The organism is Bartonella sp. DGB2, from assembly GCF_046843095.1.
Classification (GTDB): Bacteria; Pseudomonadota; Alphaproteobacteria; order Rhizobiales; family Rhizobiaceae; genus Bartonella.
The window spans coordinates 1201682-1225083 of record NZ_CP177325.1 but is presented as its reverse complement, the minus strand read 5'-3'; the positions used below and the strand labels follow the sequence as shown (position 1 = coordinate 1225083).

The window sequence follows — 23402 nt, the reverse complement described above, 5'->3', positions numbered from 1 at the left end:
ATTTCAATCCTCACGTTAGGCCGCTAGCTTTTCAAGTCAGCAATATTTTTTAATGGAAATGTATTTTTAGGGGTGACGATCGGCATCACATATCTTATAAAACCAGCTTAGCCTTAAAATTTAATAAATCCGGCGGCCACCCGCGCGGGTCTTTGCTATAGGGATGTGCCATGCCAAAACGCGCAGATATCAAGTCTATTCTCATTATCGGCGCGGGCCCTATCGTCATTGGCCAAGCGTGTGAGTTTGACTATTCAGGCACGCAGGCATGTAAAGCCCTCAAAGAAGAAGGCTATCGAATCATTTTGGTAAATTCCAACCCCGCTACCATTATGACTGACCCTGATCTTGCCGACGCTACTTATATAGAACCTATCACCCCCGAGATTGTGGCTAAAATTATCGCTGCCGAGCGCCCTGATGCACTTTTGCCCACCATGGGCGGGCAAACTGCCCTTAACGTTGCGCTCTCTCTCAAGCGCATGGGTGTATTGGATCACTATCAAGTAGAAATGATCGGTGCTGATGCCCAAGCTATTGACAAAGCTGAAGACCGCGCCCTTTTCCGCGAAGCCATGATGAAAATTGGCCTCGAAACACCGCGGTCACAATTGGCCAACGCTAGCGAAATCAAGGAAGAAGACCGGCAAACCTACGACAAAAAGCGCAACCAAATCAAAGCTACGCTAACAGAACGGGATCAAAAATTGGCTCTTGAAGAGCTGGAGAACTGTTGGCGGCAAGGCGAAGCAACACGCAAACATCGCTATACGGCTCACGCTATGGCGAAAGCGGTTCAAGCTTTGGATTATGTGGGGCTCCCTGCCATTATCCGCCCTTCTTTCACTCTAGGTGGAACAGGCGGTGGTATTGCGTATAACCAAGATGAATTTTTTAAGATTGTTGCAAGTGGCCTTGATGCATCTCCTACTACAGAAGTACTAATTGAAGAGAGTGTCTTAGGCTGGAAAGAATATGAAATGGAGGTAGTTCGCGATAAAAATGATAATTGTATTATCGTTTGCTCCATAGAAAATATCGACCCAATGGGAGTACACACGGGGGATTCCATCACCGTTGCACCCGCTCTTACATTAACCGATAAAGAATACCAAATTATGCGCAACGCTTCAATTGCGGTTTTGCGTGAAATTGGCGTTGAAACTGGCGGATCCAATGTGCAGTTTGCTGTCAATCCTGAAAATGGCCGCTTAATTGTGATTGAAATGAATCCTCGTGTTTCACGTTCTTCTGCCTTAGCCTCAAAAGCAACTGGCTTTCCTATCGCTAAAATTGCCGCAAAACTAGCAGTGGGGTATACGCTAGATGAACTTAAAAATGACATTACTGGTGGAACAACGCCTGCTTCTTTTGAACCATCCATTGACTATGTCGTTACCAAAATACCCCGCTTTGCTTTTGAAAAATTTCCTAACACCCCTCCGTTTCTGACCACTGCTATGAAATCAGTAGGAGAAGTAATGGCCATTGGCCGCACTTTCCAAGAATCTTTACAAAAAGCTCTTCGTAGCTTGGAAACGGGATTAACAGGGCTTGATGAGATTACCATCCCCGAACATGCAGAAGGCGATGAGGAAAATGCTTTGCGCGCCGCCCTAAGCACTCCAACTCCTGACCGGTTGCGTTATGTCGCCCAAGCCATGCGGCAGGGCATGACTATTGAAGAAATTCATCAAATCTGCAAAATTGACCTTTGGTTCTTACAACAAATCTCTGATATAATCGCAACAGAAACCCGCCTTAAGGTTCATGGATTGCCTCAAGACGCGCAAAACCTGCGTAAACTGAAATCCATGGGCTTCTCTGACGCACGCCTTGCAAGTCTCACCAAGCAAACACCAGAAATGGTAGAAGACTTGCGCCATGAACTCAATGTAAGACCCGTCTTTAAACGGATTGATAGCTGTGCAGCAGAATTTGCTTCCCCTACCGCCTATATGTATTCAAGCTATGAGCCGCCCTTTGCTGGAGCTCCCGCATGCGAGGCTATGATTTCTGATCGCAAAAAGGTAGTGGTTTTAGGAGGCGGACCGAATCGCATCGGCCAAGGTATTGAATTTGATTATTGCTGTTGCCATGCCGCTTTTGCCCTACAAGACGCGGGGATAGAAGCAATTATGATCAATTGCAACCCCGAGACAGTTTCTACAGATTATGATACCTCTGATCGGTTATATTTTGAGCCACTAACGGCTGAAGATGTTTTAGAAATCTTAAAAAAAGAGCAAGAAAAAGGTGAAGTGCTGGGGGTAATTGTCCAATTTGGCGGCCAAACACCGCTTAAATTGGCACATGCTTTGGAACAAGCTGGCATCCCCATTCTAGGCACCTCCCCCGATGCGATTGATTTAGCAGAAGATCGCGATCGTTTCCAAAAGCTACTTATAAAAGCTGGGCTTACCCAGCCTAAAAATGGTATTGCTTATTCAGTAGAGCAAGCACGACTGGTGGCTAGCGATCTTGGGTTCCCTTTAGTGGTGCGCCCTTCTTATGTTTTGGGTGGTCGCGCTATGCAGATCATCCGCAATGAGCGAGCCTTGCAAACCTATTTACTCGACATTGTGCCTGAGCTTGTTCCCGAAGAAATCAAAGCGCGCTATCCCACCGACAAAACTGGGCAAATTAATACGCTATTGGGAAAAAACCCCTTACTATTTGATACTTACCTTACGAATGCGATTGAGGTTGATGTTGATTGCTTGTGCGACGGAGAAGAAACATGGATCGCCGGCATTATGGAGCATATAGAAGAAGCTGGTATTCATTCAGGCGATTCAGCTTGTTCATTACCAGCTAATACATTAAGCCCCTCTATCAGCGCTGAGCTCTCCCGCCAAACTAGGATTTTAGCAAAAGCTTTAAATGTAGGCGGTTTGATGAATGTGCAATATGCTATTAAAGATGGGGTGATTTATGTCCTTGAAGTAAATCCGCGCGCGTCGCGTACAGTGCCCTTTGTTGCCAAAGCCATTGGCCGGCCTATCGCTAAAATGGCTACACGAATCATAGCAGGAGCGCGCTTAAACGAAGCTTTGACAGCCTATGGTGGCCAGATAGATCCTACAGAAAGGTCCCATATAGCTGTTAAAGAAGCTGTATTCCCTTTTGCGCGCTTTTCAAACACTGATACTTTATTAGGCCCCGAAATGCGCTCAACAGGCGAGGTTATGGGCATCGACTATAATTTTGCTACAGCCTTTGCAAAAGCCCAATTAGGCGCGGGCGTTGATCTGCCCCGCCAAGGCACAGTGTTTGTTTCTGTACGCGATGAAGATAAAGCACGTGTCCTCACCCCTGTCAGACGCTTAGCCGCCTTGGGATTTGAAGTTATGGCTACAAGCGGTACACAAAAATTTTTATCAGAAAATGGTATAGATGCCTACACGATCAAAAAGGTAATGGAAGGTCACCCCCACATTGAAGATGCGATTCGTAACCGTCAGGTACAGCTTATCTTTAATACAACCGATACGCCAAGCGCTATCGCCGATTCTAAATCCCTACGTCGAGCTGCTTTAATGCAAAAACTACCTTACTATACCACTATTGCTGGTGCCGAGGCAGCGGCCGAGGCCATTAACGCTTTATGCATCAATGACTTGTCGATACGACCTCTGCAAAGCTATTTAGGGTAAGCCCCTCCAAAAAGGCTAAATATCCGAGCTCAAAAATACAAAAAACCCATTACTATCGTTAAGTATATTTACTCCGATAGTAATGGGTTTTAAAACTAAGATAACATACTAACTTATCGCATTGCGAAACTTAAGCAGGATCTTATCTTTACAGATTAAATAGCAACAAGGTTGCCCGCAGCTGATTTACCAGAACGGCGGTCTTGCAAAACCTCATAAGATATTTTTTGGCCTTCATTCAAGCTGTTCAAACCAGAACGCTCAACAGCAGAAATGTGAACAAACACATCCGCACCACCATCATCAGGTTGAATAAAGCCGAAACCTTTTGTTGCGTTAAACCATTTAACTGTTCCTGTAGACATAGAAACTCCTAGGTAGTAATAAAATAAACGGGCTAAAATAGCCCACGGCGTAGATCGAAATTAGGAAAGGGGAGTTTCGTATAAAGTGCTTGTCACACAGAAAGTCGCGCAACCGAAAATTCGATAACTTCACTTTAAACATTTTTATCATAAAAATGCAAGCCCAATTTTTGAACCAACCGCTAAAAAAACGCCCGCTCTTACTTCACTTATACTATGGCTTAGTCTATATTAAAATTGTCCTAATAAGATACAGATTGTTGCATTCCTAATTTCAGAGATATAGAATGATCAAAAAAAATATTTTTACTCTTATGGCTTTGATTAGCCTGTGTACTGTGCAAGCTGCGGCCGAGCCTACAAAATACCCTTTTACAATCGAAAATTGCGGCCATAGCCTGCGCTTTGCCAAGTCCCCAAAACGTGTAGTATCCATTGGCCAAAATGAAACAGAAACTTTATATTATTTAGGACTTGGCGATAAAGTGAAGGCCACAGCTTTCTGGTTCACCCCGCCTTTACCGCAATTTGTTGCCCTCAATGCAAAAATCCCTCAAATCTCGCGCAATTCCCCAAGTTTTGAATCCGTTATACACTATCAGCCTGATTTTGTGACGAATCAATATGAAACAGTCATAGGAGAAGGCCATGGAGCTACCGGAACCTATGACCAATTCAACGCTTTTCACATCCCTGTTTACACAAACCCCAGCATATGCCGTGCTCGCCTAGCAATGGATCGTAGTATAAAAGCCCATAAACAAAATGCTTTTTCTATGAAAGATATTTATCAAGAAGTATCAGATCTTGCTGCCATCTTTAACGTCAATGAACGTGGCGTTGAACTGATAAAAAATATGCAAGCACGCGAAGACAAATTGCGCGCCATAGCCAAAAACTGGCCAAAAGGTGAAATCTCAGCCTTTGTGTGGTATTCAAGCACCGTAGCAAAGCTGGAACCTACAGTCGCTGGTAGAACCAGTTCACCTCAATATATATTTGATATATTGGGCATTAAAAATATCATTACTGTTGATCAGGACTGGCCGACCGCCAGCTGGGAATATATTGCTAAGCAAAACCCTACCCTTATCATTCTCGCTGACACATCCGTACTCAAGCGCCCGTTTAATAAGGTGGAAGATAAATTAACTTACCTCCATACAGATCCAGTAGCTAAGACGATGGATGCTGTTGTCAATAATCGCATACTTATCATGGATTCTCAAGCGCTCAGCAATAGTATCCGCACTTTAGATGGGCTTGAAACCATTGCAAACACTCTTATCAAAATGAAGCTTGTTCCCACGCCATAACCCTAAAAGGAAAACACTTAGCTAATATTGGAAAGAAGATCTACAGAAATCGCTTTTCTTTCCAAAATTAGCTGAATAATATGGGGGAAACTAAAATTGCTCATCATTTTTTCAAATACAACCGAGCTAGTATTTCCACCCACTTAAACCTATGACCAAATATTGATATAAATTACCTAAACCGTATCGCCAGCACTATGTAAAAATTAGCAGTAAAAAGAAAAATAACTCCATGCTCCGCCCTTTGTTTTTTACCATTCTCTCCTTTGTACTCATTCTGACTGCCATTTGTTTGGGTGCAGCTATCGGGGAAGCTACCATTCCTATGATAACGGTAGTTAAAACTTTTACCAACCACCTTTTTAATACTAACTTTCCTCTTGATTATATAGACGAAGGGATTATTTGGAATTACCGCCTTAATCGCGCTATCGTGGGTGCATGTTGTGGAGCGAGTTTAGCGATGTGCGGGGTTATTTTGCAATCACTTTTACGCAATGCCTTGGCAGATCCTTATATATTGGGAATATCAGCAGGCGCTTCTACAGGAGCTGTCTCTGTCGCTATTTGGGGCTTAGGTAGCGGAGCAATTTCCATGTCTACAGGGGCTTTTGGTGGTGCGCTTTTAGCTTTTACTTTGGTTGCCCTTCTCTCGCTCAGAGCTGGCACCACCTCCGCCGCCATTATTTTATCAGGGGTGGCGGGCGCCCAACTTTTCAATGCTCTTACCTCCTTTATCGTAACAAAATGGGCCGATGCTGAGGCGACCCGCGGGATTATGTTTTGGTTATTAGGAAATTTTTCTGGCGTCCGCTGGCCGCATGTTTCAATAGCTCTGCCGGCCACCATATTAGGCTTTTTCCTGTGCATGATTCATGCTCGAGCGCTAGATGCCTTCACCTTTGGCACGCGATCGGCCGCCTCATTGGGTATTTCAGTACCTAGAGTTTATATTACATTGATCGGAGTTACCGCCCTTCTTATTGCTATAATGGTTTCAATTGTGGGCTCTATTGGCTTTGTTGGGCTTGTTATTCCGCACGCGGCGCGTTTTATCGTAGGGGTACGTCATAGTGCTTTGCTCCCCGCTTCCGCAGTTATTGGCGCTATATTTATGATTTTTTGTGACATTGTCTCTCGCATTATTGTAGGTGGCCAAGTTTTACCCATTGGAGTAATTACTGCACTGATTGGTGCCCCCGCTTTTGCCCTGATCCTTATCCAAAAAAGAGCAGGCCGCCCATGATAAAAGTTGAGAATTTATGCTGGAACGCCGGAGGGAAGGCCATTGTAAACAACGTATCTTTTAGCGTCAAAAGAGGCGAATTTTTGGGTCTCGTTGGACCGAATGGCTGCGGTAAAACCTCAACTATGGCACTGCTTGCAGGACTAAATCTACCGCATAGGGGCAATGTATATTTAAAAGGACAGCCGCTCAAATCCTATAATCGCCGCCAAATCGCTTGTCATATTGGTTTTGTTGAACAGCACGCCGATACAAGCGATAATATCACCGTTCGCCAAGCAGTAGAACTAGGACGTACGCCGCATTTATCAGCCTTCTCACCCTTCGCACAACCCGATGAAGCGGTGGTAAACAACGCGCTTTCCAAGGTCAATATGACTGCGCTAGCAGACCGCGCTTGGAATACTCTCTCAGGAGGCGAAAAACAAAGGATTCATTTCGCCCGAGCCCTTGCCCAAGAGCCCAGTATTATGCTGCTTGATGAGCCCACAAATCATCTTGACATTCAGCACCAATTGCATCTGTTAGACTTGGTTCGTCAACAAAATTTAACTGTTGTAGCCGCCCTTCATGACCTGAATCACGCAGCGCAATTCTGTGACCGTATAATGATGATGAAACAAGGGCAATTAGTAGCAATTGGGAGCCCTAAGGACGTATTAACAACCCAGCGTATTGCTGATGTTTTTCATGTATGTGCCCAAGTCAATGAAGACGAAGACGGGGGCTTGCACATCCGATTCCGCCCTCACAAGTTGGATACACACTAAGAAAATTATTTTTTGGCTTTTGCTTAGAAGGCTTAACAAAACACTACTTTCATACCTTGCGCACGCCTAGAAAAGCACTTATCCTATAAACGTACATCCTAGGCTTATCTGTATAATATCCACAACCCACCCACCGAAATAGGAGTTGGAATTATGGCTTTTATTGCCAATACCTTGGCCCGTATAAAACCCTCAGCCACTATTGCCGCAGCGCAAAAAGCGCGTGAACTCAAAGCTGCTGGACGCGATGTGATTTCGCTTACCGCTGGTGAGCCCGATTTTGATACGCCAGAAAATATCAAAGACGCCGCCATTAAGGCTTTGGCTGCAGGGCAGACGAAATACACCCCCGTGGCTGGAATTCCTGAACTACGGCAAGCTATTTGTGCAAAGTTCAAACGCGAAAACGGCCTCACTTACCAACCTAACCAGATTATCGTCGGGACAGGTGGTAAGCAAGTGCTTTTCAACGCTCTTATGGCTACTCTCAACCCTGGCGATGAAGTCATTATCCCCGCCCCCTATTGGGTAAGCTACCCCGAAATGGTTTCAATAAATAGCGGGGTGCCTGTATTTGTGCAAACCAAAGCTGAAAACGCCTATAAATTGCAACCGGAAGATCTAGAAGCCGCCATTACCTCGAAAACCAAATGGTTTATCTTCAATTCTCCTTCAAACCCTTCTGGTGCGACCTATAGCCACGCCGAATTAAAAAAACTTACCAATACTCTGCTCAAATACCCCGATGTTCATATCCTGACCGATGATATTTATGAACATCTTTATTATGGGAATGAAGCCTTTGTAACTCCAGCCCAAATAGAGCCCCAGCTTTATGAACGTACCCTGACTATGAATGGCGTTTCAAAAGCCTATGCTATGACAGGATGGCGCATTGGCTATGCGGGCGGCCCTGTAGAATTGATCAAAGCTATGGATACTCTTCAAAGTCAGCAAACTTCAGGTGCTTGTTCTATTGCCCAATGGGCAGCGGTAGAAGCTTTGAATGGACCTCAAGATTTTATCGCCAACAACAAAGCGGTGTTCCAAGCGAGACGCGATCTTGTAATTTCTATGCTTAACCAAGCAACAGGGCTTTATTGTCCAACACCAGAAGGCGCCTTTTATGTTTACCCATCTTGCGCTGCTCTTTTAGGTAAAAAGACCCAAACCGGTAAACTTATCCGCAATGACGAAGACTTTGTCACTGCGCTTCTTGAAGAGGAAGCCGTGGCGGTGGTTCATGGTTCTACCTTTGGTGTGGACGGGACTTTCCGTATTTCCTATGCAACATCCAACGCCCTTATAGAAGAAGCATGCCGCCGCATCCAACGGTTCTGTGCTAGCCTCATAAATTAATAGCTATAGGCGGCGATAGCTCACGCCGCCTTAAAGACCTTCCTCTTGTAAAAATGCCCTGAAAGCAGATCTAACTGCTTGTCCGTAATGTCTTATTTGGCATATAATTCGCTCAAGATCGGGAAGCCCCGTTACCTTTTGCAATACATGCGCCAAATGGTGTGGCATACGCTCAGGGTTGAAATCACTCTCCAAGCAGAGCTGTACAATTTGGCTAAGATTTGTATAGAACTCATAAGCCTCACCTAAAAGAGAAAAATCTACTACGCTTTGATGCGCAAAGAATCTACCGTCATTACATGCAGTATTTTCAGGTAACTGTAGCGTAAAATGACCTTCCAAAGCTTGAAAAATTTCACCTGTCGTCGCTCCGATATTAAAAGGCACTTGCTGCTTTAAGACAGATAATTGTGCAATAAATTCAAGATCCACCAAACCACCAGAAATGTTTTTCAAATCCCATAAGTTTTTTGCAGGTTTTTCTTTTTCCATAAGTATGCGCATCTCGCTCACTTCGCGAGCAAGCAACTGCCTTTGCCGCGGCATGTCAATAATATCCTTAATCTCAATAGCTAAGCTTGCACATAAAACCTCATCGCCAGCAATGGGGCGGGCTCTTGTTAGAGCTAAATGTTCCCAGACCCATGCTTCATTTTTTTGATATTTTACAAAAGTAGCTAAAGGCACGGCTAAGGGGCCCTTTTTGCCAGAAGGACGCAAGCGCATATCTACTTCATAAAGCACCCCTTCACTAGTAGGAGCCGAAAGAGCAGAAACTAACCTTTGCGTCAGACGCGTATAATATTGCGATGGGTAAAGCCGTTTTGCGCCATCAGACATTTCTGCATCGTCATCATGAGTGTAGATCAAGATAAGATCAAGGTCTGAACTGGCGCTTAGTTCAAAACTGCCCAATTTCCCCATACCAAGAAGGGCGATACGCCCTCCTTTCAGATGACCATACTGTTTAGTAAACTCTGTAATAACCAAAGGAAGAGTGCGGTTAAGCATGAGATCAGCAAGATCGCTAAAGGCACGTGCGGCGCGTGCGCCGTCAATGATGCCATTAAGCAAACGAACTCCAATCAAAAAACGCTGTTCATCAGCAAAAATTCGCAAAAGATCAAGGCTTTCTTCATAGCCACGCGCAGGCGCAAGAAAATGCTCTAAACGCTCATTTAGATAGGACTTGCTAGGCAAACAAGAGAAGAGGCTTGGATCAAGCATACCATCAAATATATGCGGCTTACGGGTGATAATTGCCGCCAAACGTGGTGCTGCACCCATAATCAATACCAGCATATCCAACAGAGCAGGATTGGATTGTAGCAAACCGAACAATTGAATACCTGCAGGAAGACCTGAAAGAAATGCATCGAAGCGCAAAAGTGCCATATCAGCAGAAGAAGTAGATGCCAAAGCGCTTAAAAGTAAAGGCATAAGTTCGGTCAGGCGTTCACGCGCCTCAACCGATTGGGTAGCCTTATAACGCCCAAAATGCCAACCCCGAATGATACGACACATATCGCTAGGGCGCTCAAACCCCAATTTTCGCAAAGTTTCTAGCGTTTCTGGGTCATCTGCCTCCCCAGTAAAGACCAAGTTGCCAACTTCAAGTCCCAAATCCTTTTCTTGAGCAAACAGTGCCTCATAATAATGTTCTACCATTTGCAAATTAGCCAAAAGAGTAGTGCTAAAGCTAACCGCATCTTTATACCCCATCATCCGTGCTACACGGTCGAAATCCTCATCATTTTCTGGTAAAATATGAGTTTGCGCGTCATAAAGCATTTGAATACGATGTTCAACATCACGCAAAAAACTATAAATACGGATAAGATCTTCGCGGCTCTTCTCATCAATCCAACTTAAAGCACATAAAGCGCCTAACATTTCTATCGTGCTGCGCCCCCGTAAAGCAGCAAAACGGCCGCCGGCAATTAACTGTTGCGTTTGAACAAAAAACTCAATCTCACGAATACCGCCGCGGCCTAATTTAATATTATGACCGGAAACCGTAATCGTCCCATGGCCCTTGTGGGTATGGATTTGCCGCTTAATCGAATGGATATCTTTAATTGATGCATAATCGAGATATTTTCTCCAGATAAAGGGGGATAGCTCGTCCAAAAATCGCACCCCCGCCGCAATATCACCAGCTACAGGACGTGCTTTAATAAGAGCCGCGCGCTCCCAATTTTGACCACGTCCCTCATAATAGCGCAAAGCCATCCCCATAGGCAAAGCCAACGGTGTAGCGCTTGGATCGGGCCGTAAGCGCAAATCAAGGCGAAACACATAGCCATCTTCAGTACGCTCTTGCAAAATGCGTGTAAGACGCCGCAGCAATTTAGCAAAGAAATTAAGGCTCTCAAAAGGCGCTCCGATATGGGGTGAAGTTTCATCAATCAACGCGATCAAGTCAATATCAGATGAATAGTTGAGCTCATAAGCGCCCAATTTTCCCATTGCCAATAAAACCAAGCCGCATTGCTCTTCCGGCCGATTTTCGTCTAATAAGCAGATCTTACCAGCTTTATGTGCTTCCCTTAGCAAAAAACTTAAAGCAGTTGAAAGGCAAGCTTCAGCCAAGCGAGTAAGCCAATGGCATGAAGCGACCATATCAAAAGCCCCGCCCAAATCCGCCAAAGCAATAAGGCACTGCGCTTCCTGCTTTTTCTGACGCAAAAAACGCATCAATCCCGCTTCATAAAGCGTTTCTTGATGTGGATAGGTCGAAATTTCATCAAGCAAAACTGCAAGGCGCGCTCCCACCCCCTCGCTCAATAAAGGCATAAGGTAATGAGGATTTTTATAAAAAGCAGATCGCAAAAAAGGCGAAAGCCCCATTACCGTCCCAAGAAATGCCGTACCGGCGCTTGGAGTTTCTAGAAAAGCTCCCAAAGCAGTCAAGCCTTCAGTACGAGCCTTTAAAGCCAAATCATGGAGTAAGCTAGAGTCGCTTTCATTGTGGGGAAAGAGAAAACGTAGATCTTGATATAAAAAGCCATGTTTCATGCGCTTAGTGTAAAGGAGATTCTGCCAAATGCAATCATTCGCTAGCCGCTAGCTTAAACACCCGCTTTAATACACGGAAAAGCCAAAACTGCACGCAAACCCGGCTGTGCATCTTCAAGAATAAGCGTTCCATGATGCAATTTCATTACCGCTTTAGCTAGGCTTAAACCGATACCAAAGCCAGGCTTAGTGCGGCTAGTCTCCAAGCGTACAAAACGTTCTGTTACCTTTTCGCACTGATCCTGTGCAATGCCAACGCCCTTATCACACACAACAAGGCGGACATAATTTTCATCCTGCTCCATAGAAAGTGTCACTCGAGGTGCCGTCCCCTGATCACACCCATATTTAATTGCATTATCTATGAGATTAAACATAGATTGCGCTACCAATTCACGGTTCACAGGCAAGCTATAATCAAAACACGCCTCTAATATCAGCTCCACGCCCATTTCTTCGGCAACAGGCTCATAAATTTCAGCGGCATCTTCGAGCAATTCTTTTAAATTATGCTCTGCAAATTCAGTGCCCGTAGGGCCAGCTTCAATATAAGAAATCGTCAATATCGCATTAAAAATACGAATAAGCTGATCCGATTCAGTAATAATACCTTCAAGTCCTTGGCGATAGGCTTCATAATTTTTTTCACTCATCAACATTTCTTCAGCGCGGTTGCGCAAACGAGTGAGCGGAGTTTTGAGGTCATGGGCAATATTATCAGAGACTTGCTTCAGACCCACATTCAACTCTTCAATTCTGTCAAGCATAATATTCAAATTCATAGCAAGACGATCAAACTCATCGCCCGCACCAGAAACAGGCAAGCGACCGCTTAAATCACCCGCCATGATTCGTTTAGATGCTTCATTCACCCGGTTAATACTTTCCAAGGCGCGCCTGCCAATAAACAGCCAAATCAACAAAGCACCCCCGCCCATAACCGCAAAAGCAATGAGCATTGCTTTACGGATAATACCTATAAATTTTACAGGCTCCCCCAAATCGCGGCCCACCAATAATTTCATACCATTTGGCAAATTTACTAAAGCCGCGACCGCTCGGTGTTTACCACTTTGCTCTGTATCACCAAAGCGCGTGTAATAAAAGGAGTCTGCCAAGATATTCCCTCCCTTTAGTACACCGGGCGCAATACTAGCCACATTACCTGTCAAAACCCGTCCGAATGGATCAGTAATCAAATATAAAAAAGCGCCCGGTTGGCGCGCCCTTCGGTCAATTACTTGCACCAAAAGCGCCAAACCACCGTCTTGATAAGTATGCTGAATATTGGCCAATTCTTCACGTAACGATTCTTGGGTTTGCTCTGTGACCATAGAAACAGAAAGCGACACCATATAAAAAGATAGCCCAGCCGCCACAAGACAAAACAACAAGATATAAAGCGCTGATAAACGCACCGCCGTAGTTTTTAAAAGAGCACTGAACCTATTCATTGCGGCTTTTCAACAGCCTTTAACATATAGCCCGCCCCACGTATTGTATGAAGAATAGGCGCTTGAAAATTCTTCTCTATCTTACCGCGCAGTCGGGAAATATGCACATCAATCACATTCGTTTGTGGATCAAAATGATAATCCCAAACATTTTCTAATAACATAGTACGGGTAACTACCTGCCCTGCATGGCGCATTAAATATTCAAGCAAATGAAACTCGCGCGGCTGTAGAGAGATCACCTGATGGCCACGCCTAACAATATGGGCAAGGCGATCAAGCTCTAAGTCGCCCACGCGGTAAAAAGTTTCGGCCTCACGCGGATTTTTACGGCGCTGTAATACCTCTATTCGAGCCAAAAGTTCTGAAAAAGCATAAGGCTTGGTGAGGTAATCATCGCCGCCTGCACGCAAGCCAGTAACGCGATCATCCACCTGCCCCAAAGCTGAAAGAATAAGGACGGGGGTTTCCAATCCCTTTGCACGCAAAGCAGCTATTACAGAAAGCCCATCACGCTGGGGCAGCATACGATCAACAATCAACACATCATAGGCGCCATTTTCAGCCAAAATATAGCCCCTTTCGCCATCGCCAGCGATATTGACACAATGCCCAGCCTCTCGCAAAGCTTTTTCTAAATAGCACGCTGCCTCTTTGTCATCTTCAATTAAGAGTATTTTCATAAAGCCTCTTATGATCAATGAGCGGGGGCTGATGCCCCCGCATGGGCTCTTTATAAAGCATTATTTAATAGGCAAAGCAATAAAACGGTTTTGCCCATCAGTCTGCACCCGCAATACAATAGCGCTACGACCGGCTTTTTTTGCCTCCTTAATAGCGTCCAATATATCCGATGAGCGATTGACCTCTCGATTATTCACCGCAACAATCACATCGCCAGGCCGCAACCCTCGCTCAGCAGCATCTGAATCAGAGTACACTCGTGTGATGACTAACCCTGGCCCATCATCAGAAGGGGTAACCATCAGGCCATAATCAGAAAGCCGCACGGCACTTTGGTCTTTTGAAGAAGAAGCGCTATCGCCCTTCTCATCATCACCTTTCAATTCTCCAATTTTCACGGTAATATCCTGCTCTTTACCACCTCGCCATACGCTCAAAATAGCACTATCCCCTGCGTGAATATTGGCAATACGGCGCGCAAAATTACGCCAATTGATAATCTTTTCACCGTTAAGAGAAAGAATAACATCACCAGCTTTAATTCCCGCTTTGGCTGCTGGCCCATCGGCGGGACTGATATCAGCTACTAATGCTCCATTAGTATCAGGAAGGCCTAACCCTTCAGCCATTTCTTTAGTCAACCCTTGGATAACTACCCCAATCCACCCACGTTTGACTGTACCGTATTTAACCAATTGCTCAACAACCTGTTTTGCAGTAGAAGCTGGAATGGCGAAGGCAATCCCTACATTACCGCCTGAAGGCGAAAAAATTGCCGTATTAATGCCTACAACTTGACCCTGCAGATCAAAAGTAGGCCCACCCGAATTGCCACGATTAACTGCCGCGTCAATTTGCAAGAAATCATCATAAACATTGGCACCGATATCACGGCCGCGGGCAGAAATGATCCCCGCTGTCACAGTACCGCCCAAACCAAAAGGATTCCCGACCGCAACTACCCAATCACCCACGTGGACCTTAGAATCCTCAGCGAAATCGACATAGGTAAATTCCCGCTTGCTATCATTTACTTTAAGAACTGCAATATCGGTGCGCGGGTCAGTGCCAACCAATTTAGCATCAAGTTCTGTGCCATCATCAAGCACAACCGAATAAGCCGTTCCATCACTAACCACATGATTATTGGTAACGATATAGCCATCCTTTGAAATAAAAAAACCAGAACCTTGTGCCACGGGGCGCAAATGTTTTTGGCGCGAAGAAGGCTTGTTTGGCCTTAGATCACGGCCATAAAAATCACGAAAAAAACGCTTTAGGGGATGACCATCAGGCAATTGATCAAAGCCTGGACCGCTAAAAAAACTGGTAAAACTTTGGTCATTATCTTGCTTATCACTTTTAACCTGCACAGAAACAACTGCGGGCTTAACAAGCGCCACTACATCGGCAAAACCTTGTTGGCGCGCGCCCTCAATAAAAACTGGCTTGGCATACGCACCGCCTTCGGCAAAAACCATACCGCTCGCCAAAGCCGTAGAGAGACCAATAACGGCCAATATTTTACAAAGATTGGATTGTGGCATTTCATAGCTCCTTCTTACATCTTCTTTGTAATAAGATAGGAAAACTAATATTACCAAGCCATGACGCTTACATTAAATATTGTTTAGATTAGAAAAAATGTCTATTCAGCCTTTTCCAGCAGGGTAGCTAATTGACGTTGCTCATCTTCATCCAAAGGGGGATAGTGTTGCCTATTATAGCGCCGCCCTCGCCAAATAATTGCCCCGCCCGCTCCCAGCACCAAAGCCAATGGCGAAAGCCATAAAACCCATGTTTTTGGCTCAAAGCGCGGACGTAATAAAATAAACTCACCATAACGCGCCACAAGGAAGTTAATCACTTCTTGATCGCTGTCACCATGTTTTAACCTATCACGCACCAAAAGTCGTAAATCATGAGCAAGGGAAGCATTTGAATCGTCAATCGATTCGTTCTGACAAACCAAGCAACGTAACTGCGAAGAAATCGCCCGCGCGCGCGCCTCTAACACTGAGTTCTCAAGCATTTCATCGGGCTGCACTGCCAGTGCGCTGTGCAGCATAAGCAGCATAATCGCAAAAATCCAGGTAGACCACCTCACTCTTTACTCCCCTTTTCTGCTTTATCTTTCAACCTTCGGATAGGACGCTTTGGTGCTCCCACCCGCAAACGACGGTCGGATAAAGAAAGGCAACCACCCAGCATCATCCATAAACCGCCTAACCATATGCAAATAACATAAGGCTTCCACCAAATGTGTAATGCTAGCCCCTGAGCTTGGTAATCACCTGGTGCAATATAGAGTTGAGAAAGACCACGGCTTTGAATACCTGCTTCGGTAGTGGGAATTTTTTGAACTGGATAAAACCGCTTAGAAGCAACAACATCAGAAGAATCGCTTTCTTCTCCTCGCACCGTAAAGTGGAAATTTGTTGCTGTATAATTAGCGCCATCGCCCTCTTGTACAGACCGTAGCTGCACTGCTTTATTGCCAATTTGTATCGTATCGCCCAGACGCATGGTAAGGATACGCTCTTGACTAAAGGTGGTCACCATAATAATGCCAAAAAGTGTGATGCCCAAGCCCATATGAGCCAAACAAGTACCAAAGATAGCACGGGGCAAGTGATAGAGCCGCCTAAGCCGCAAACCAATTGGCGTCTTAAAAGGACCGCTTTTCGTCCATAAATCTACAAGACCACCAAAAAACACAAAGGCCGCAAGCCCCACGCCTAAGGCGGCCAAAGCGACCCGAGGCTGGCTTTGATAAAAAAAGACAAAACAAGCCGCTATTGCTAGTAAAACCACCAGCCACAACCGCTGGCATACAGCCCAAAAATCTCCCCGTTTCCAAGCCATGCTCGGGCCAAAGGGCACAAATAATAAAAGTGGTAACATGAGCGCGCCGAAAGTAAAGTTAAAATAGGGCGCCCCTACCGAAATCTTATGCCCTGTAAGCCCCTCCAGCAAAAGGGGGTACAGCGTGCCGATGAAAACCGTAGCAGCGGCAACAGTTAAAAAAAGATTATTAAAAACTAAAAAGCCCTCACGCGAAATGGGATGAAACAGACCCCCAGTTTTCAAAAGTGAAGCGCGCGAAGCAAAGAGTAATAAAGCCCCTCCGATAAAAATAGCTAAAATAGCCAAAATAGCTTGGCCACGTAAGGGATCAACAGCAAAACTATGTACCGAAGTTAAAATCCCTGAACGCACTAAAAATGTTCCCATTAGCGAAAAAGAAAAGGTAAGAAGGGATAAAAATATGGTCCATATCTTTAGTGCGCCACGCTTCTCCAAAACAATAGCTGAGTGAAGCAAAGCGGTACCCGCGAGCCATGGCATAAGCGAAGCGTTTTCCACGGGATCCCAAAACCAATAGCCGCCCCAGCCTAATTCATAATAAGCCCAATAAGAGCCTACCATAATGCCGCCCGTCAAAAAAATCCAAGATACCAAGGCCCAAGGCCGGACAAAGCGTGCCCATAAAGCGTCCACACGATGCAAAAATAAAGCTGCGACCGCAAAGGAAAAACACACCGAAAAACCTACATAGCCCAAATAAAGAAGCGGTGGATGAACAGCAAGACCAATATCTTGCAAAATAGGGTTAAGATCACGCCCCTGCAAAATCGCAGGTGGTGCTCGCAAAAAGGGGTTTGAAGTAAAAAGGATAAATAATAAAAAGGCACAACCAATCCAACTTTGGCAAGCTAAAACCAGTGCCCTAAGTGTTATGGGCAACACCCTCCCAAAACCCGCAACAAGGCAACTAAAAACGCTTAAAATCAAAACCCACAATAGCATAGAGCCTTCGTGATTACCCCAAACCCCGGTGATTTTATAAAGAAGTGGTTTTTCAGAATGAGAGTTTTCCACAACATTTAGTACGGAAAAATCCGAAACAATATAGGCATAGGTCAATGTAAAAAACGCAAAAAAGGTCAACAGAAATATCATATAACATAAAGGCGTGGCCGCACGCATAAAGCGCTCATCATCCCAATAAACCCCCAAGGGCGGCAAAATAGCTTGCACCACACTAATGGCTAACGCCATAGTAAGCGAAAAATGTCCCAGTTCAATAAGCACTTGCTTACCTTCCCTCCCAAAGACCCTGCGCCTTTAAACGATCTGCAATATCTTTGGGGATATAAGTTTCATCATGTTTGGCGAGAACACGTTCAGCAATAAAAACCCTCTGAGAATTAAAGCGACCCTCGACAATCACCCCTTGTCCCTCGCGAAATAAATCAGGTAAAAGGCCTCGAAAGACGACGGGCTCTCCTTTTTTAGAATCTGTAACTAGAAAACGCACCGCGCCGTCGCTAAACTTTTCAACGCTATGAGCGCCCACAAAACCACCCAACCGTAAAGGCCTCTGGCTTTGAATATCTTCTTGCGTGATTTCTGATGGCATACGAAAAAAGCTTGCGCTACCCCTCAAACCGTAAAGTACTAAACCGGTAGCAACCGCTAAAACCAATAAAACAATAATAAGCATGATAAGACGCTGGCGCTTGCGACGCTTGAGCCCAAAGCGAAGCGAAGCTTTAGCTGGTACTTCTGGGCTATTTACCTGTACTTTCACGCTTAATCTTCCTTCTTTGGCTGGGCGAGGGACTTTTTAGGTAAGCCTTGCTCTAAGCGTTCAATCACTGCTTGAGCGTTAACCCGCGCTGCCATTATTTTTGAATCTTGCGAAAGCGCTGTATGCGCTAAAAATTGTTCTAAGACCGCGATCGCCTCTTGCCTTTTGCCCCCCTGTTCTAAAGCTTGCGCTAAAAACAAATGCGGGTAATAATCGTTTGGGGCAATGCGCGCGGCCTCTGCAAAAGCATCTTGAGCCGTCTTTGTTACCACCCCACCCTCGTAATTGGTGATTGCCATACCATAGCCAACCAAACGGGGAGCAGACTCACCATTGATGCGTAAAGCGGCCAAATAACTATTAGCAGCATCTTGAAAGCGTCCTGCCGTGAGATAGGCCACCGCTAACTCATCGGCCAAATGCCCATCGCGTCGATTACGTGCAAACAAAGCTTCAAGTTGCACCAATTGTTCCGCCCCACTCAAAGATGCCGGATTACGATCCATCAGCACTTGAAAGGGGCGGCTTTTTACCTCTGAATTACCTAAAAAGGCATAAAGCCCCCAACTAAAAATTGGAATAAAGAGTAACACTACTGTCACAATAAAGCGCCTAAAAGGGTGATAAATGGGAGGCTGAGTTGAAATGCTAGCTACCTTTTTAGCGGCCAAAAGCTGGCGGGCAAGTTCCAATCTCGCTTCCTGAGCGCTGTCTTCATCAATCAAGCCGCGGTTAAAATCGGCAGCGATTTCTTGCATTTGTTTATTATAAAAACTTGTTTCTTCTATGCCCACAGAAAATGCCCCCTCCCCTCTTTGTAACGACAATAAGGCAATATAGGTCACAAGAATAGTAAGAAAAGTAGCGCAGATCCAAACAAGCATTACTTGACCATAGCGAAGATTTCTACAAAAATCTATCCTTACTATGCAATCTGTACCAAAACCATCAAATGAGCAGCGAAAAACCACTCTACGGCACGATGACTTTCAAAGAGAAGAACAGTTGTCTCTTCTTCTACTAAGTCCTGAAATAATCAAAGACATACAAGGCTTGTCTCACAGCGCCTCCCCCGCAGCAAAAATAACCCCATTGTCTAAAGTTGTATATTATGCTGATTAACAAATGCCAAAAGCCAAGTCCGTAAATTAAGAACATCTGGTCTCAATAGTTGCTCTAAAAGCCCTTGCTGCAAAGCCTTAAGATCAAGCTCTAAAATCATAGATTTTACCGGCCCTATTGCCGATGGTGCCATAGAAATACGCTGATAGCCTAGGCCCAACAATGCCAATGCAAAAAGTGGACTCCCCGCCATTTCTCCGCATAGAGTGACGGGCGTTTGATGACGCATCCCCGCCTCGACGATGTGTCGTAATGCGCGTAGAAAAGCAACCGAAAGCAAGTCAAAACGACCTTCCATGTCAGAGTTTGTTCGATCTACCGCCATGAAAAACTGAAATAAATCATTGGATCCCACTGAGACAAAATCCACGCACTGCATCAATGCATCAAGCTGGAATAAAAGCGCTGGGACTTCGATCATCGCCCCCAACTTTAGACGGCTAGGAACGGAATGATTGAAACGCTCAAGATATGCCATTTCACGACTGATCAATTGCCGCACTTGGTAAATCTCTTCTACTTGGGTAACCATAGGTAACATAAGTCGTAATTCGCGCCCTCCCGACGCTTTGAGTAAGGCGCGTAATTGAATTCTCATAAAGCCTGGTTTATCTAAGGTCAAACGAATGGCACGCCATCCCAAAGCAGGATTTTCCTCACGTCCTTTGCTTCGGAAATAAGCGGGGATTTTATCGCCACCAATATCAAGTGTGCGGAAAGTAATAGGCGCTTGGCCAACCTCTTTGTAAGCGTTGCGATAAAGCTTTTCTTGTTGCTGAGCCCGCGGAAAAGTGGAGGCAATCATAAATTGCAATTCCGTTCGAAAAAGCCCTACTCCTTGGGCACCTGATTCCTTTAAATGGGGTAGGTCAACCAAAAGTCCAGCATTCATCAAAAGGGTAATTGGCACCCCATCTTTAGTAACGGCAGGGATATCACGCTGATCACGATAAAATTTCTGCCTCCGCGCGCGAAAGCGCGCCTTTTCACTGTAAGCTTCTTCAATATCGGCAAGCGGGCGCAAATAAACCTTCCCCCCGTCGCCATCCACAATAATAGCGTCTGCGTTTTTACAAAGAGAAATTGCTCCTTTAGTTTGCCCAACCACGGGCACCGCCATGGCACGCGCCACAATCACCACATGGCTTGTGGGAGAGCCATCCTCTAAGACTAAACCTCGAATATGGCTACGAGGATAATCCAAAAGCTCCGCTGCTCCCATTGAGCGCGCTACCAAGATAGCATCTTTAGGAAGAGAAGAAGCAATCGCTTCACGCGTACGCCCCATCAAAAGGTGTAAGAGGCGATTAGCCAAATCATCAAAATCCGACAAGCGCTCACGTAGATAAGAATCCTTTAAATGAATCATCTGAGCGCGCGTATCAGCTTGAACCTTTTCTACCGCTGCTTCAGCAGTAAGGCCATTATAAATTGCTTCTTGTAAGCGCCGTACCCAGCCGCGGTCATGAGCGACCATACGGTAAGCTTCCAAAACCTCGCGATGCTCACCTTCAAGAGCTACATCACTACGCGCGAGCATTTCATCAATAGATACACGCAAGGATTCAAGAGCCTTTGCAAGCTTATCGCTTTCGGCTTGACTATCTTCATTAAAAAGATGCGTGACCACAATACGCGGCTCATGGATAACTACATGGCCAAGCCCAATTCCTTCATTTAGAGGCTGCCCACTCAGGGTAAAAGCACGTCGAATGTCTATATCAGGCAATGATGTTGAAAGCCGCGGCAAATCTCCCGTCGCCACCATTTCTGCTAGTACCATGGCGATAGTTTCCAACGCTTCCACTTCATCATCACTGTAACCGCGTTGGCTACGATTTTGTAAAACAAGAACGCCTAAAGTACGACCCGCTCGCAAAATAGGCACGCCTAGGAAAGAAGAATATAGCTCCTCTCCCGTTTCGGGCAAGTAAGCAAAAGCGGGGTGCCGTTGGGCGTCGGTCAAATTAAGCGGGCGCGCTGTAGCAGCAATTACCCCTACAAGCCCCTGCCCCAAACGTAATTGCGCCAAATGAACCGAATTAGGGTTAAGCCCATGGGTAGCATAAAGCTCTAAAAATCCATCCGAGCGCAAAACATAAAAAGAGCAAACTTCTGCAATCATATTTTGGGCGATCTTGGTCACAATACGATCAAGTCGTAATTGTGGGTCTATCGCTTCCGCCATAAACCCGCGCAACCACTTCAACATAACCCGTAGATCTGAATGGCTCTCCCGCATCATTGCGCCTCTCCTACTTCTACCCATCCCAATTTAAAGAGGAGGGGGCAGGCACTCCCAAGAGAGCAAATATATTTTGCTCTCACTCTACGCAGGCGCTATAGCCTTCTCCATCCTATAGGCCAGCCAAAATCCTATAATACTTAAAGCACGCGCTTCAATACGCGCTTACCTAAAAAATCATCGCAAATAATAAAAGGAATAAAAATCACATGACGCTAGCTGATGACGATGTTCCCTGTCGACCCTGATCAAGACCATAAACGCTATGTAAAGTGCGCACCGCTAATTCTGTATAAGCGCTATCAATCAAAATAGAGATCTTTATTTCTGAGGTGGTAATCGCCTGAATATTAATGCCTTTTTCGGCAAGGGCCTTAAAGGCAGTAGCTGCAACGCCTGCATGGCTACGCATACCGATCCCGATAACCGAAATTTTTGTAAGATCGCCCTCTGATTGAATAATATCAAAACCGATTTCTTTACGCTTTTTTTGCAAAGTCGCTACCGCCTTTTCGACATCTGCCGAAGGAACGGTGAAGGTCATATCCGTTGTTGACCCATCTTCAGAGATATTTTGTACAATCATATCCACATTAATATGACTGTCAGCAAGTGGGCCAAAAATGGCCGCAGAAATGCCTGGGCGATCATCTAAACGGCGTAAAGAAATTTGTGCCTCATCTTTAGCAAACGCAATACCAGTTACAACTTGTTGTTCCACGATTTCATCCTCATCGCAAATTAGAGTCCCAGGTGGATTAAGCGCATCACCCATACCAGGAGCATGGGGGTCTGCGAAACTGGAGCGCACAAATGTCCTCACCTTATGCACCATCGCTAACTCCACCGAGCGCACTTGCAAAACCTTCGCCCCCAAAGAGGCCATTTCTAACATTTCCTCAAATGTAACCTTTGGCAAACGTCGCGCCTTAGGCTCAATGCGCGGATCAGTAGTATAAACCCCATCTACATCAGTATAAATATCACAGCGATCCGCCTTCAGAGCAGCTGCCACCGCTACCGCACTAGTATCCGAACCGCCACGCCCCAAAGTAGCCACTCGATTATCAGGAGCCAGTCCCTGAAACCCAGCAATAACAGCCACTTGCCCTTCTTTAAACCTTTGTAATAAAAAAGTACCGTCAATTTCACGGATTCGCGCCGCGCCATGAGCATTATCTGTACGAATCGGAATTTGCCAGCCTAACCACGAACGAGCGTGCACGCCGATCTCCTGCAAAGCAAGAGCCAAAAGCCCCGCCGTCACTTGTTCTCCTGACGCAACGACCGTATCATATTCACGGGCATCATGCATAACAGAAATGGTTTTTGTCCACCCCACCAATTCATTAGTTTTTCCTGCCATAGCAGAAACCACTACCGCCACTTCATGGCCAGCATCAACCTCACGTTTAACGTGTTGCGCTACATTGCGAATACGTTCAATATCCGCGACGGATGTACCGCCGAATTTCATGACGATGCGCGCCATTGGCCTACTCTTGAATTTAAGTTATCTCATGATGCAAATTTAGACAATATTTCTAAATCCTATCCGTCTAATACTCAATAT

At 45.4% G+C, this 23402-nt stretch carries 16 protein-coding genes; 5 read left to right on the top strand and 11 right to left on the bottom strand.

The window, feature by feature from the left end:
* Positions 1-170 precede the first annotated feature (170 nt).
* On the top strand, positions 171-3656 hold the full coding sequence (gene carB / locus ACK28X_RS06625; protein ID WP_412057621.1) for a carbamoyl-phosphate synthase large subunit: 3486 nt from the start codon (positions 171-173) through the stop codon (positions 3654-3656).
* Between the two features lie 155 nt (positions 3657-3811).
* Here the strand turns inward: carB and ACK28X_RS06620 are convergent, their stop codons facing one another.
* Positions 3812-4021 carry a cold-shock protein gene (locus ACK28X_RS06620; RefSeq protein ID WP_412057620.1) on the bottom strand — a complete coding sequence of 70 codons (210 nt, stop codon included), beginning with the start codon at positions 4019-4021 and terminating at the stop codon, positions 3812-3814.
* A 287-nt stretch (positions 4022-4308) separates the two neighbouring features.
* Here ACK28X_RS06620 and ACK28X_RS06615 point away from each other — a divergent pair, with 287 nt between their 5' ends.
* The 4 genes from ACK28X_RS06615 (at position 4309) to ACK28X_RS06600 (ending at position 8712) form a co-directional block, all read left to right on the top strand.
* Entirely contained in the window at positions 4309-5337 is a 1029-nt protein-coding gene (locus tag ACK28X_RS06615; RefSeq protein WP_412057619.1) for an ABC transporter substrate-binding protein, read from the top strand.
* 232 nt (positions 5338-5569) lie between these two features.
* Entirely contained in the window at positions 5570-6583 is a 1014-nt protein-coding gene (locus ACK28X_RS06610; RefSeq protein WP_412057618.1) for a FecCD family ABC transporter permease, read from the top strand.
* On the top strand, positions 6580-7353 hold the full coding sequence (locus tag ACK28X_RS06605; RefSeq protein WP_412057617.1) for an ABC transporter ATP-binding protein: 774 nt from the start codon (positions 6580-6582) through the stop codon (positions 7351-7353). The genes ACK28X_RS06610 and ACK28X_RS06605 overlap by 4 nt, the downstream gene beginning before the upstream one ends.
* Positions 7354-7506: 153 nt before the next feature.
* Entirely contained in the window at positions 7507-8712 is a 1206-nt protein-coding gene (locus ACK28X_RS06600) for a pyridoxal phosphate-dependent aminotransferase (RefSeq protein WP_412057616.1), read from the top strand.
* 30 nt (positions 8713-8742) lie between these two features.
* Here ACK28X_RS06600 and ACK28X_RS06595 read toward each other — a convergent pair whose 3' ends face one another.
* The 10 genes from ACK28X_RS06595 to ACK28X_RS06550 form a co-directional block, all read right to left on the bottom strand.
* A complete protein-coding gene (locus ACK28X_RS06595) occupies positions 8743-11730 on the bottom strand; it encodes a bifunctional [glutamine synthetase] adenylyltransferase/[glutamine synthetase]-adenylyl-L-tyrosine phosphorylase (RefSeq protein WP_412057615.1) in 2988 nt (995 codons plus the stop codon).
* Between the two features lie 53 nt (positions 11731-11783).
* Positions 11784-13184 (bottom strand): ATP-binding protein, encoded by a 1401-nt coding sequence (locus tag ACK28X_RS06590; RefSeq protein WP_412057614.1) that lies wholly within the window; start codon positions 13182-13184, stop codon positions 11784-11786.
* Positions 13181-13867, bottom strand: coding sequence for a winged helix-turn-helix domain-containing protein (locus ACK28X_RS06585; protein ID WP_412057613.1), 687 nt, complete (start codon positions 13865-13867; stop codon positions 13181-13183). The genes ACK28X_RS06590 and ACK28X_RS06585 overlap by 4 nt, the downstream gene beginning before the upstream one ends.
* 60 nt (positions 13868-13927) lie before the next feature.
* Positions 13928-15415, bottom strand: a complete 1488-nt coding sequence (locus ACK28X_RS06580) for a Do family serine endopeptidase (RefSeq protein WP_412057612.1) — start codon at positions 15413-15415, stop codon at positions 13928-13930.
* A gap of 101 nt (positions 15416-15516) precedes the next feature.
* On the bottom strand, positions 15517-15945 hold the full coding sequence (locus tag ACK28X_RS06575; protein ID WP_412058309.1) for a cytochrome c-type biogenesis protein CcmH: 429 nt from the start codon (positions 15943-15945) through the stop codon (positions 15517-15519).
* Positions 15946-15971: 26 nt separating this feature from the next.
* On the bottom strand, positions 15972-17963 hold the full coding sequence (locus ACK28X_RS06570; RefSeq protein WP_412057611.1) for a heme lyase CcmF/NrfE family subunit: 1992 nt from the start codon (positions 17961-17963) through the stop codon (positions 15972-15974).
* Positions 17964-17967: 4 nt separating this feature from the next.
* Entirely contained in the window at positions 17968-18462 is a 495-nt protein-coding gene (gene ccmE / locus ACK28X_RS06565) for a cytochrome c maturation protein CcmE (protein WP_412057610.1), read from the bottom strand.
* A 2-nt stretch (positions 18463-18464) separates the two neighbouring features.
* On the bottom strand, positions 18465-19346 hold the full coding sequence (gene ccmI, locus ACK28X_RS06560; protein WP_412057609.1) for a c-type cytochrome biogenesis protein CcmI: 882 nt from the start codon (positions 19344-19346) through the stop codon (positions 18465-18467).
* 212 nt (positions 19347-19558) lie between these two features.
* A complete protein-coding gene (ptsP, locus tag ACK28X_RS06555) occupies positions 19559-21826 on the bottom strand; it encodes a phosphoenolpyruvate--protein phosphotransferase (RefSeq protein ID WP_412058308.1) in 2268 nt (755 codons plus the stop codon).
* Between the two features lie 208 nt (positions 21827-22034).
* Positions 22035-23321, bottom strand: a complete 1287-nt coding sequence (locus ACK28X_RS06550; protein ID WP_412057608.1) for an aspartate kinase — start codon at positions 23319-23321, stop codon at positions 22035-22037.
* Between the last annotated feature and the right edge of the window lie 81 nt (positions 23322-23402).